This window comes from Microbulbifer sp. VAAF005 (genome assembly GCF_030012985.1).
In the GTDB taxonomy this organism is placed as follows: domain Bacteria; phylum Pseudomonadota; class Gammaproteobacteria; order Pseudomonadales; family Cellvibrionaceae; genus Microbulbifer.
On record NZ_CP120233.1, the window covers coordinates 3,793,477 to 3,806,861 of the forward strand.

Genomic DNA, 13,385 nt, shown 5'->3' on the forward strand with positions numbered 1-13,385 from the left:
CAAGGCAAAAAAATCCCCAGGTGCTGGTCTTTACTGTATGGGCCTAATTGCAGTTGCAATCTGCGTAAAATTCATTTTCTGGCGCTTAATTCTAATGCCCCCAGAGCCCGCTTCTCAGAGTGCCTTTTTTCGTCGCTTAATCTGGTGGCTACTAGCTGGGCTATTGCTGGTGGAAGTTCTTCACTGGTGGGCAGCAAATTGGGTGCGGGTAAAAGCTGGCGACTGGATGGAGGAGCGCGGCCTTGAATTCCGCGTGGATCACCTACGCGTATCGCTGCTGGATCTAAGTGTTATAGCGGTTGATGTAAAAGCTGAGAATCGCGAAGGGCGGGGGTTCTCTGCTCATGAGGTAATGCTCGATTACAGCTGGTGGCAACTGATATGGGGGCGAGCTCATTTGCCCAAGGCATCGGTGAGCGGTGCCTATATGGACTTGCAATCTTACCCGGGTGAACTGTACCGGGAGTGGGAGGTGGGTGGCTGGAATCTTGGAGGTGGAGCGCGGCAGGATCGCGATTTCAGGCTGCTTATCGGTCGCGCCCAGATACGGGATAGTGAACTTTGCTACCTGCACAAGCCTATTTGGAACCAAGCTACCTGCGCAGCCATCGGCAAACTCCAAACCGATGAATTTACGCTGGCATTATGGCGCAAAGGTGATGTTCCCCTGAATGTAGATATTGCTATTGGGGATGTACAGGTCAGTGATTTATTGGCCTGGGAGGGAGGTAAATCACGATACAACACGGTGATAGGCAGTTTGGAAGGAACTCAGGTCAATTTTTCCTGGCCGAGCCTCAATACAGATCTTAACAAGTTTACTGCGGAATACTTTATAGGATGCCCGCCACAGCGTTGGGCCGATGCAATAGCAGGGCTGCAAAGCCTGATTGGACATTGCGCCTCCGCCCGCCGGCTTGCCGCAGAAGGTGATATGAAATTCGGGTTTGGCCGCAAAGCTCGTGCCCAGTGGCGGCAGCTCAATGGTGAGAGTGTTGTACTGAGGCACAGTGATCGCCTTTGGCAGGATTGGCGGGCCGGGGTTATTAGCATCAGTGAGTTTAATTTTGAGCGCCCGAAAAAGCGCTTGGGATGGAGGAGAGGCTTTGCCCAGGCATTTGATTGGTGTCCACGACATCTGCGTAACGCCAATTCCCACCTGTGCCTGCGAGCGGCTAATTTAGACCTGTCGGAAAAAACGGTTTTCGACTGGAACGATCGCTTAAAAATAAATACAGGGGCCAGTTCAATTAATCGGGGCTACCTCTTGGATATGGCTCGATCTACCAGCCATCCCATCAGGGCTAATAATGGCGTATTTGGTCCTCTTCAGTTTTATGCCAAAACGCGAATATTATCTTTTGCCCACCTCGCGATTGAAACAGCCAATGGGTGTGTACCGGGCGGTCTGTGGCAGAAGCCCGATCACTGTGTCTCTATGGTTGGTCTCAAAAGTACAGAGGAATTTGCCTTTCAGTTCGGCTCTGCTGAACACAATATTGATTGGGGGCTTTCCAGCGGTCCTCTGCAATTGGCTCAATTTTCAATAGGTGCCAGAGACCGTCCCAGAGCTAAGCTACAGGACCTACGCTGGCAGGCCATTGATACAATAGGTCGTAACGGCCCGCTATCTGCTCAGGACTTTTTTATCCAGTCACTATCAGGGTGTTTACCGCAGGACTTTCTCCCCTCGGATTGGCAGCCTTTGTGCGCACGTTTAAACAGCTTTTCAGGGCGGGGACATTTTGCTTGGCAGGGAGGTGAAGATGGCTATGCCATTTTGGGAAAACTGCACCTTCACCGATTACTTCTAAATGATTCCGCGGGTGCAGGAAATGGCTTACTGATACAGCAGTTTGAAAGTGGCGATAGCTTATTTAAAAGAAAGGTTACAAATAATCCTTGGGCGGCGACCAGTCAGTTGCCGGGTATTCCTCAAGGAGTTGGTGATGATAATTACGGCACCGAAAAAGGAAGACTGGATCAACAAAATATTGATGCGGATAAAAATCCTGACGATTTAGGGCTGGCCAGCATAGAAAACCCAAACCTGGAAATTAAAAACCTTGTTTTGAAGAAACTGGCTGGCTGTCTCACTGAAGGTTGGAAAAGGTTATTTTATCGCGCCAACAAAGGCCACGAAAATCTGCCAGTTTGCTTTGATATCCGCTCATTAGAGCAAAGGGAGCCACTCTTTATATCTTGGCAGCAGGGGATAGATCTTTCTGTAAAAAAAATATCCGTGGTTAGTGCTGAAGCAAAGACAAAAGGGGGCAGAAAATTATTTGACTTAAAAATGATAGAGCTACCCCTTGCCAGGCTAAGGCATAGACGTACACCAGACTCTGAATCTTATGTCGCTTTGCCCGGTGCAAATGCTGAGCAGTTGAGTGGCTGCTTTCCCGGCGGTAGGCAAGTGAGTTCACTAAATATTCACTGTGTAGATGTTGAGCGCCTTTCACTGGGAGATTACTCCTTCGTTTATTTCAGCCAACGCAATCTAATTGCCAATATGGATGACTCAGCAATTCAATCCGTGCAGCTGAAAAACCTGTCTGGCGCGAATGTTTTTGACATTGGAGGTGTACTTATACCAAAGCTAGAGTTGCTATGGTCCCGGGAAAAACCTACCCAGTCAAAAATTGCATTGCAGGATGTTGCTGCTGACAGAGTAACCTTGTGTCTTCCCTGGCTAGCAGAGAAGTATAAATCGATACCGACCTGTGTATTTGGGCAAGACATCCATTCGGTAGGGCATAGCGGTTGGTCGATCGAGGAAGTGGAATTTAAGGAGGACTTCGAAACTGTACCCATGTTGCAACTGGGGCGAGTATTCACTAAGAGAATGTCTTTTTCCTCCAATACTCTCGATTTTTATGGGCTCAATATCGATGATGTTCTGCTTTGTGGGTTGAGGTCTTATTCTTCTGAAAATAATGAAGATATGGGGCTTGCCGATTGCATTGAGACCCCACAAATAAGCTTTGGTGATTCCTGGGTAAAATTGGGTATAGATTCCGGCGCCCCCCGCTTGGATTTAGGACCGTTAAAGAGTAAGCCTATCGCGTTTTGGCAAAAGGGTAGCGGCTATTTAGAAGCTGGTGTGCAGAGCTTGGGTTGGAGTCGATTTATCTGGGATAGCGGTGCAGAGTTCTCGGTGTCGAATCTAAGCTTGCAGAATATCCGGGTGTGTACGCAGGATACGGGGCTTGCAGTAACTGTGGATAAGCTGAGTCGGGCCAGGGCAGGTGACTCCCACCATTGTTTTGGGGTTGATAAATTATCCATGCCGGGATTACAGAAAATCAAATTGTCACACCCCTGGTCAGTTCAAGGTTCTGTAGAAATGGTTGGGTTATCAATACCCAGGAAAAATCTGGGGCCACTGAAAATACCAAAATTTGAAATTGATAATATCTCCTTGCAAGGGGAATCTTTGGCGAAAGCCTCTGGTGCGAGGGGATGTATGCCAGGGGGACTATTAAAAGATGAAAAGATTGCGCCCTGTTATGAATTTGGGGCCTTTAGTATTGGCAAGGCAGAAGGTATTAATGGCTCTAGCGGTAGGCAGCTTATCCTTTCTGGGATAAAAATAAGTAATGTACAGTTGCATGAGCAAAATTTTCCACAGGAATTGCCACTTAAACTTTTATCTGTATCCGGTATGGGGGCCGGGCACTTAAATATCAGCCGGCAGGGAGTTGACTTCAAGGATTTACAGTTTAAGGAAATTGCAGGATGTTTTCCCAGTGGTTATCTGGATCAGGGAGATCATTGCTTCAGCTTCTCGAGTTTAATGCTGGAGGGAAACTACCGCCGTGGTCAGGGGGCAGAACTTGCTATTGTGAGGGTCAATGGCATCACTTTGCTTTCACCTTCTGGGGAAGAGTTAGTGCACGGTGAAAGCATAACCTTGTCGCATTTGCTCTTTACCGATACCGAGTGGCGCTTTGCCAGTGGTGAGGCAATTCACTTTCATTTTTTTGAGAGAAACCCGGATAGTTTGGATTTTGATCGCCATAGATGGATGGCTGATTTTAAGTCCCTGTGGGTTGAAGGTTTGAGCTACTACCGCCCTAAGAAAACACTCACTGTTGGTTTTATCGACTTTCTGCGCCCTCGATTTATTCTCTTAAGGGATTTATCGGGGAAGTTTCCGGTGGCCCGAAAAATTAATGAGTTGCGAGGCTTTGGTGGCATTGACACGTTTGCTTTCAGGGAGGAGGGCAGCCCGCCGCTACTTTATCATCTCGGTGACCTCTACCTAAAACATGGCACTTTTAGTTGGGTAGACTATCAAGATGAATTCAGGGCCCGCTTACCGGTCCGGGATATCAACTTTAATCTCAGTGATTTAAGTAACTTGGCCGAACACCCCCCTGCGGTGATTGTTGTTAATGGAAGACCTGGTGGATTTGGTGAGGTTCAGATAGGAGGAACTGTAGATTACTTGGGAGACAAAAAGTGGAATGCTGATCTTACCGGATATCTCACCAGCGTAAATTTGATACCGGCTACGCCATATATGGCCAAGTTGTTAGGTTACAAAATCCTTCAGGGGCAGGGAGATGCGGTAGTTAATATTCGGGTATTTGAAAATGAACTCGATGGCTTTTCCGATATACGATTGGAAAAATTAAAAGTTCGCCGGGTGCGGAAAGATGATCAGCTACCGGTGAAGTCCACGCTGATTCCCTTGAATGTTGCTCTATGGTTGCTAAAAGACGGGCGAGGGGATATCAAGTTTGGCATGCCTGTTAGCGGCAATATTCGCGATCCCAAGTTCTCCTTAAGTTTTGTATTTAGTGAGTTGCTACAAAAGGCAATTATAGATGCCTTGATAAGCTATTTGACTCCCTATGGCGTTTATTTGTTGGCACGTTATGCCTGGGGGCGTTTCAGGGCGAAATCATTTCCGTCTATTGACTTTGAACCTGGCAGTGCAAAATTAACTAATTTGGCACTGATACAACTACAGCGTATGGTCATTGTTTTACATAAAAACCCTGACGCGCGACCGGGAGTATGCGGCATCTCTAATGCTCGGGACTGGCAAGCCCTGTACCCCTATTCCATGGCAGGTATGAGTAGAAGCCGAAGAGCCCAGGTTGCTTTTTACCGAAACCCGTCTCTGGAACTTCGTGAGGAGCTTGAAAATTTGGCAATGGAGCGCAGCCGAAATGTCGAAAAATATTTGATTGATGCGGGAATAGAAGCTTCAGAATTGATCCCTTGCGCACCTGACTATATTGGGAAGGATTTTGGTGGTCCAAGGGTGGAATTTTCGAATTAAATAAGTATGTAACCTTAATATCTATATTAATAATGGTGCAGGTTTTCGTAGTGCACTTCTGTCTTGCTGCCTGTGATGGCTTCTTACTGCTATATATTTTGTAATTTTTCAGGAGTGTCAAAGTCGTATTGCGGGAAGAGTTAATTGTTTATCCTGCTGTAACTTGTACTTATAAGACTATTCGCTTTCTTTTCGTGAAATAATTCATCGGTCTTAAATATGTCTCAGTTTTTTAGTGTTTTTAAGATTTGTTATTTGTAGGGTGAGAGTTGGGACATTCTTACAGGTTGTTGTGGAGTTAGAAAGTCCCTGGACTTGCCTTTAGATTAATGTAGTTTTCAAATTAATTTGAATTGCGGCTTGTAGTTTGCTTCCTTGATGCGGTCGTAGAATTCCGGCATAGTGAGTCTGACGTTCAACATATCAAAAATTTTTCTCCTAACATTGTGTGTATTTTTAAGTTCTGAATACTCATTAGGGCTGTATATGAAAAAAATACTAATTATGCTTGTTTTTTTATTCGCCCCTCTTCTCTCCGCAGAGCAGGCGAAGGTAGAGCGGCAACCCCTAAAGACCATGTCCACTTGTTTGATTATGAATGGTTGGAGTGCTTGGGGAATATGGCAGTATGATGTTTATGCACTTGCCCGAGATAAGGTCCTTATTGGGAGTAAAGAAAATCACTTTTTAATTTCTTCTGTGGATGCTGGGTATTCTCATGTTATCAATGGGAAAACTGTGGCTTATTATCCCGAGGCTAAATCTCTAAATGAGCTAGGCGAAGCTTGCCAGGAAAATTGCCCGGTTAATTATGAGAAGCGGGTCAGCTGGTTTCAGCGACGCTGCAAGGAATATTAATAAAAGTTAGTTTGTAGTTTTATTTGTGAAAGGTTTCACAAATATTTGATTCTATTCGTTTCCTGATGTAAGTAATAGCAAGGTAAAACAATATGACTCAAGTGCACGGAAGTTGCCTCTGTGGTTCAGTGACAATTAGCGCATCTTTGCCCTCTTCAAATCTGGGGGTTTGCCACTGCGGTATGTGCAAAAAATGGGGCGGTGGTCCTCTGTTGGCAGTGGATTGTCAAACCAGTGTTGAGATTACCGGTGAGGAACATGTCAGTGTATTTGATTCATCAATTTGGGCTGAACGGGGTTTTTGTTCAAAGTGCGGTTCGCACCTCTTTTATCGCTTAAAGGAAACTTCCCAGTACTCAGTACCTGCGGGGATCTTTGATCTTCCGGCCGAGACAACAATGACCCATCAAATCTTTATCGATGAAAAGCCGGATTACTACGAATTTGCCAACGATACCCAGAACATCACGGGGCTGGAGATAGTTACTGAGTACTCATGATAGTGAGTGCTCGCTATCTCTATGGGTATCTTTTAGTCAAGAGTGGATATGCGTCTGGGATTCACTTTAGGGTTACTATAGCGTCCTAGGGCTGTATCGCCGCTCCCCTCAATGGTGATTTCAGCTTAGAAGGGTACCAATAGGGCCGTCTGCATGGGTTTCGCTCACTGCGGCGGCTCTTTTAGCATCTTTGCATTGGTATCTGGATGTCTCGTTCTGGAAGCACCTAATCTTTTAAGGTGCCGAGAGCATTAAGATGTAATCGGAAGGTAATACGGACTGGCTAAATTCCATGACTGAAACCCAAATTGTAGAAATTTTCCTGGCCAACCAATGGTGGTCGATCCTGGCGTTGGTGGTAATTGTAATTGGCGTAACTTTATGCTGGTTTGGTGGCCTGATGGCTGCGTTGACAGCCTTGGGTAACAAGCGCTGGGTTTGGGGGATTGTTACGATCGTCCTCGGGCCGATTACCGGCATTCCCTATGCATTGCGTTACAAAGAGGCGGAATATGCCCGATCGTTGATGCTGCGAGGTGTATGGGCCCTGTTGGTAGGCCTGATTATCGCCGGGGCTATCTTATTCTTTGGCCGTTAAAGGTTAATAGAGCGCTGGTTCTCAGGAGTCCAGCGCTCCCTCCTTCGATCGAATCACCTCTCCACAGACTTTTAGACATTTTTGATCAGGCGATCAGTACGCAGGCGCTCCCGCTTATCAAAGAGCTGCCTTGAGGCCAGGGCAACGGCGAGAAAAGTGCCGAAACCGGTGCCTGATGCAATCGCAAAAAGAATCAGAATTTGATATTTGACGGCAATTGTGGGGGAGGTACCTGAGAGAATCTGTCCTGTCATCATTCCTGGCAAAAATACTATCCCAGCGGCAGCCATGGAATTAATTGTCGGCATCAATCCTGCACGCATCGCATCCCGTCGAAACTCCAAGCTGGCTTGTTGCCAGGTATGCCCCAGCATCAAGCGGTTCTCAATAATATCCTTGGAGCGGTGCATACTTTCGGTTAGACGGTCCAGGCTTAGGGCAACACCAGTCATTGTATTACCCAGCAACATACCTAAAAGAGGAATGGAGTACTGTGGTTGGTACCAGGGAGTAGGGCCAATCAGTACGGCCAAACTTAATATGGTGATACTGAAAGCGGACACCAGCATCGATAAGGTGCCCACGGCAAAGCTCCAACCACCGAGCAGGCGATACTTTTGTCGGGCTGCCACTTGCTGCCCGGCAAATAGCAGCATTGCCAAGGCCAGAAGTCCCATCCAAAGTAGGGTGCCAACCGCAAAAAGGGTTTCCAGTACCAGTCCAACCAGGGTGAGCTGAATAGCCGTGCGTAGAGCGGCAACAATTAACGATCTACTTAGTTGCAGTCGCGCTACATGAGTGCATACGGCTAGAGCCAGTACCAACCCCGCTGCCAAAGACAGCTGCCACCAGGATAGGTCGATTACACTCATCGACGGATCTCCTGTTCTTCCAGTTGATTATCAACAATGGCCAAGTGGCGGTGAGCTACCCTTCGAATCTGCTCCTGGCTATGAGCTACCCAAATCGTAGGTAGCTTGTGCTCCTCAATGAGCCCTGTCAGCCATTGCTCTACCTCATGCGCAGATTTGGCGTCTAGGTTGGCCGTAGGCTCATCTAGAAGAAGCGCTTGAGGTTTGTAGGATATTGCGCGAATAAGAGCCAGGCGCTGTTTTTCTCCCGAAGAGAGTCGATTTACTTGCCACTTTACCGCGTCCTCAGGAAAGCTGAGAAGTTTAAGTGCATCATTCATGGGTGTTGCGAAGTGATCGCCGACAGTTTCTTCCCACCAGGCAGTCTGCGCGGGAACCAGCATCACATGCTTTCTCCACTGGTGTGCTGGATATGTACTCTGGGATTTATTCTTAAAGCATATGTCGCCTGTGTAGGGTTCAAGGTCAGCTATGGCTCTGAGTAAGCGGCTTTTCCCTGAGCCAGATGGACCCGATAAGCAAATAATTTGGCCAGATGCCATGGTTAAATTTATATTTTGAAGACAACCTACAAAAATATTTTTTAGCACCAGAGTTGACATGAGCTTCGTGGAGATTAGTGTTTACTAGAAATTATCAGCAAATGATCATTTGTGTAAAGTAAGTTTTATCTTTTAATTTATTATTCTTTGTATATGAATTTTTGGTCTTTCTTGGATTGGGGAACGTCTTGATGCTCTGGGGTTATGGATTAAATCTATAACCTGTAAAAATTGTAGGATCTGTTAAGGACGGTGACAATGAAAATCTGGTGATATAAATTTTGTAGGTGTTGTTGTTATTTTGTAATTTTATCTAAAAACCAGTGGAGGAGAAAATTTTAGTCGTATCGATATTTTAATCTGTATGCCGGAAGCTATTATTTGAAGGGCTTGATTTTTAATAAGTGCAGTCGGTAAGGGGGGGCGGTTGATGGAGTTGGTTCTTATCCTGATCATGAGGAAGGCACTAATGAGATAATTATAGTTGAGCGAGAACGGTATCAATTTTACAGCCTAAGAAAATTGGCACTTACAGAAAGTAGTAGAAAAACTGTTGAAAAGACACCCCTTGTCGATCAGGTAAGAATTGCGATGCGCGGATGCTGACAAGGATAGGCACAGAAAGTGACTGCTGGTGAGTAGCAACAAATAGACATCACAATTCGGAAAGAAATAGGTTCCCAGTAGAGGGAAAGTTACATAAAGAGACATACGGTTGTATCGTTGCATTATGAGATGATCTATTAACTAATTTATTTTCAGCCCAAATGGTGGAGCCTTATACAAGGTACCAATAGCGATAAGGACTTCCAGTATGACCTCGACAAGAGGCAATTGAACCGCTGTGCGTACTGCCGCGACAATCAGTGGCTTGCTGCGCTGTGATCGTGTGATATTGGAGCAAGTTGCCAGGACGACTACCAACGTCGCAGCCAACGATAATTGCCACCATCAAAGATGATCACACTAATTGTGACTTAATAAGCTACTCCCATTAATTTCAAAATGCCTGCTCTACACTCGTTGGATCTGCCCTTTCTTATGGGGCGTCCAGGTGGTGGGATATTGGTGATTGCTGATTTCAACCATAAGTCATGCTTCTATTTTACTGGTAGTATCTGTCTCCATATTGACACTGGGCCCATCCTGTAAAAAAGCTTGTGCGGTGTAGGAAAGCTCGAGAATAAGTGCCAAGCGTTGTTTCTCTATGAAGGATAGCCGGCTTATCTGCCGGTCTGTCGTATTCTCGGGAAATCTTAAAGTGTTTAATGTATGTCCCATTGGTTGATTAAAGTTTTCGCCTATTGTTTCGTCCCACCAGGTATTTTGCAGTGGTACCAACATAACTTGCTGCCGCCACCTGTGATTTGCCATTTCCTTCTGGCTTTCGTCATCATTAGTTGTACTTTTTTAAGTGGGCCAATGCTCAGTGATTCCAGCTTTAGCTCAGGTATAATCGTGTCTATTTATTTCAATTTCCTTCACCTTAAAAGTCGGTGGAATACTCAAGCTTTGTGGATATGGCTGAAGAGTCGAGTTTTTTCTCCCTGATCAATTTGATTAAAGGTTCTAGTTGGTAGTCAAGCTGATATGATGCGCGTCTGTTAACACAGAAGCTGTACAAAAAACAGTCGTTAGCAGGTGTTAAATTATATTGGGGATAAAACATGTACAAAAAATTAGCGGTGCTTTCTATAGCTACATCTCTTTTTGCGGGTTGCGCGTCGGTTCCTATGGAGAGTGATGAGTTATCTAATAAAGCTAAAGAGTTCAATTCACCTACTGAGGGGAATGCTGGTCTCTACATCTATAGAGCTTCTGGTCCCGGTACTACTCTGAAGAAAGATATCTGGGTTAATGATGAATGTGTTGGTCAATCTGCACCCAACGTCTTTTTCTACCAGGAGGTTATTGGGGATAAAGAACATAAGGTCTCAACCGAGTCGGAGTTCTCCCCGAATGACCTACTGGTTGATGTAAAAGCAGGTGAAAATTACTTTATCGAACAATACATTAAGATGGGTGTGTTCGTTGGTGGTGCAGACTTGAAGCTTGTTGAGTCTGAAGAAGGTAAAGCTGATATTACAAAATTAAAGCTTGCTAAAGCTGGCGAGTGCAGCCAGAAATAAAGTTGGCTCTGAGAGAGGCACACTCAGTAGGTGTGCTTCTCGAAATTTTACCTGGGAGTCCTATTTCCTTAAGAATGCATTAGGCTGGTTCGATACCCGCCGGACTTTTTGGGTAAGCTTTAGAGATTGTATTGAACTTACAATGAGCTTCTCCCCTTCCTTTTTCAGCTTCCCTTTGAACCTCCCGCTCCAGTCCGCCATAATCCGCTCCTTCCGAATCGAATAACGAGAGCTGTATGACCGACACCTCTGTTTATGAGGCCACAGAGCGCCTGCCGTTAAAGGAGTACACCGAAAAGGCGTACCTGGATTACTCCATGTATGTGATCCTAGACCGCGCCCTGCCGAATATCGGTGACGGCCTTAAGCCTGTACAGCGGCGTATCGTTTACGCCATGAGCGAGCTGGGCCTGAAGAATACTGCCAAGTATAAGAAGTCCGCGCGCACCGTTGGTGATGTGATCGGTAAGTACCATCCCCACGGTGATAGTGCCGTGTACGAGGCGATGGTATTGATGGCACAGCCGTTTAGTTATCGCTACCCCCTGATTGATGGCCAGGGCAACTGGGGCTCGCCGGATGATCCCAAGTCCTTTGCCGCGATGCGTTACACCGAGTCGCGCATGGGTAAATATTCGGAAGTGCTGCTGTCGGAGCTGGGTCAGGGCACTGTGGACTGGCAGCCTAACTTTGACGGGACCATGGATGAGCCCTGCGTACTGCCTGCGCGGGTGCCCAATATTCTATTGAACGGTACCACCGGTATTGCCGTGGGTATGGCTACGGATATTCCCCCGCATAACCTGCGCGAAGTGGTCAACGCGACTGTAGAGCTGCTGGAAAATCCCAAGGCCACAGTAGAAGAGCTGTGTGAGCATATTCTCGGCCCGGATATGCCCACTGAGGCAGAAATTATTACGCCGCGGGATGATATCCGTAAGATTTACACCTCCGGTCGCGGTTCTATCAAGATGCGCGCCCTGTGGAGTAAGGAAGACGGCGATATTGTCATTACTGCGCTGCCCCATCAGGTGAGCGGTGCCAAGGTGTTGGAGCAGATTGCCCAGCAGATGCAGGCGAAGAAGCTGCCCATGGTGAGCGACCTGCGTGATGAGTCGGATCACGAAAACCCGACGCGCTTGGTAATTGTGCCGAAATCCAATCGGGTGGATATGGAATCGGTGATGAATCACCTGTTTGCCACTACCGATCTTGAGCGCAACTACCGCGTCAATATGAATATGATCGGTATCGACGGGCGCCCGCAGGTGAAGTCCCTCGATAAAATCCTGCGGGAGTGGCTGACTTTCCGCGCCACTACCACCCGCCGTCGTCTGCAGTTCCGTCTGGATAAAGTTGAGAAGCGCCTGCACCTGTTGGCAGGTTTGCTGGTTGCCTTCCTCAATATTGATGAAGTGATCGAAATTATCCGTACCTGTGACGAGCCTAAGCAGGAGCTGATGGATCGCTTTGAGCTCACGGATATCCAAGCGGACTACATTCTCGATACCAAGCTGCGCCAGTTGGCACGCCTCGAAGAGATGAAGATTCGCGGCGAGCAGGCGGAGCTGGAAAAAGAGCGAGATACCCTCACCAAGACCCTGAATAGCGAGCGCCGCCTCAAGACCCTGATCAAGAAAGAGCTTCTGGCCGCAGCTAAAGAGTTTGGCGACGATCGCCGTTCCCCGATTGTGGCTCGTGAAGAGGCCAAGGCGTTTAGTGAATCCGAGCTGCTGTCTTCAGATCCCATCACCGTTATCGTTTCTGAAAAAGGTTGGATTCGCGCGGCCAAGGGCCATGAAATTGATGCGGCAGCACTCAGTTATAAGGCGGGGGACAGTCTCGGTTTTGCCGCGCGGGGCAAGAGTAACCAGCCCGCGTTATTACTCGATAGCACCGGTCGCAGTTACTCCATTGCTTCCCACACATTGCCTTCGGCACGAGGGCAGGGCGAACCCCTCAGTGGGCGTATCAATCCCCCCTCCGGTGCCACCTTTGAGGGCTTGTTGATGGGCCCTGATGAGCAGCGAGTGTTACTGGCTTCCGATGCGGGTTATGGCTTTATCGCCAAGCTCTCTGATTTGCAGTCGCGCAATAAGGCGGGTAAAGCCATGCTGACCCTGCCCAAGGGGGCCCAGGTACTTTCCCCTCAATTGCTGGAGAGTCTCGATGACGTTCTGCTGGCAGCGGTGACCACCGAGGGGCGCATGTTGGTATTCCCTGTGACTGAGTTGCCGGAATTGTCCAAAGGCAAGGGCAATAAGATTATCAATATCACTTCGGCCCGAGCTGCGGCCCGCGAAGAGGTGGTCATTGGTGTTGCTGTATTGAAGGGCAGGGACCAACTGGTCGTTCACGCCGGTAAGCGCCATACCAAGATCAAGATCTCGGAGATGGATCACTATCGCGGCGAGCGTGGCCGGCGCGGCAACAAGCTGCCCCGGGGCTTCCAGAAGGTCGATAAGATCGAGGTTCTGGAGAAATAGGCCTATCCCGGATGCAGGTCGAAAGGGCGGTCCTAGTGACCGCCTTTTTTAATGGGGTTTTGGGATATTGATAACTCGCACATTGATGAAATAATAAGCAGGCTTAT

At 47.4% G+C, this 13,385-nt stretch carries 9 protein-coding genes and 1 pseudogene; 6 read left to right on the top strand and 4 right to left on the bottom strand.

The annotated features are described in order from the left end of the window. The first annotated feature begins 94 nt into the window (after positions 1-94). From P0078_RS17105 to P0078_RS17120, 4 genes are all read left to right on the top strand, one after another. On the top strand, positions 95-5,293 hold the full coding sequence (locus P0078_RS17105) for a DUF748 domain-containing protein (RefSeq protein WP_282931126.1): 5,199 nt from the start codon (positions 95-97) through the stop codon (positions 5,291-5,293). 486 nt (positions 5,294-5,779) lie between these two features. Next, positions 5,780-6,151: a hypothetical protein gene (locus P0078_RS17110; protein WP_282931127.1), complete on the top strand. Its 372-nt coding sequence runs from the start codon at positions 5,780-5,782 to the stop codon at positions 6,149-6,151. Positions 6,152-6,243: 92 nt separating this feature from the next. Next, positions 6,244-6,651, top strand: coding sequence for a GFA family protein (locus tag P0078_RS17115; protein ID WP_282931128.1), 408 nt, complete (start codon positions 6,244-6,246; stop codon positions 6,649-6,651). Positions 6,652-6,943: 292 nt separating this feature from the next. Further along, positions 6,944-7,249, top strand: coding sequence for a hypothetical protein (locus P0078_RS17120; protein ID WP_282931129.1), 306 nt, complete (start codon positions 6,944-6,946; stop codon positions 7,247-7,249). A gap of 71 nt (positions 7,250-7,320) precedes the next feature. On the opposite strand, the gene P0078_RS17125 is transcribed toward P0078_RS17120, so the two are convergent. The 4 genes and pseudogenes from P0078_RS17125 to P0078_RS17135 all read right to left on the bottom strand — a co-directional run bounded on the left by P0078_RS17125 (position 7,321) and on the right by P0078_RS17135 (position 10,007). Continuing rightward, complete coding sequence (locus tag P0078_RS17125; protein ID WP_282931130.1) at positions 7,321-8,121, bottom strand: ABC transporter permease; 801 nt, start codon at positions 8,119-8,121, stop codon at positions 7,321-7,323. Then, positions 8,118-8,723, bottom strand: coding sequence for an ABC transporter ATP-binding protein (locus tag P0078_RS17130; protein WP_282931131.1), 606 nt, complete (start codon positions 8,721-8,723; stop codon positions 8,118-8,120). Before P0078_RS17130 ends, P0078_RS17125 begins: the two co-directional genes overlap by 4 nt. Positions 8,724-9,410: 687 nt before the next feature. Further along, a pseudogene (locus tag P0078_RS24640) lies at positions 9,411-9,602 on the bottom strand (ABC transporter permease); the annotation flags it as partial. Between the two features lie 153 nt (positions 9,603-9,755). Further along, a complete protein-coding gene (locus tag P0078_RS17135) occupies positions 9,756-10,007 on the bottom strand; it encodes a hypothetical protein (protein ID WP_282931132.1) in 252 nt (83 codons plus the stop codon). A gap of 323 nt (positions 10,008-10,330) precedes the next feature. On the opposite strand from P0078_RS17135, the gene P0078_RS17140 reads away from it, so the two are divergent. After that, entirely contained in the window at positions 10,331-10,792 is a 462-nt protein-coding gene (locus P0078_RS17140) for a DUF2846 domain-containing protein (protein ID WP_282931133.1), read from the top strand. Positions 10,793-11,028: 236 nt separating this feature from the next. After that, positions 11,029-13,278 (top strand): DNA topoisomerase IV subunit A, encoded by a 2,250-nt coding sequence (gene parC, locus P0078_RS17145; protein ID WP_282931134.1) that lies wholly within the window; start codon positions 11,029-11,031, stop codon positions 13,276-13,278. The last annotated feature ends 107 nt before the right edge of the window (positions 13,279-13,385 follow it).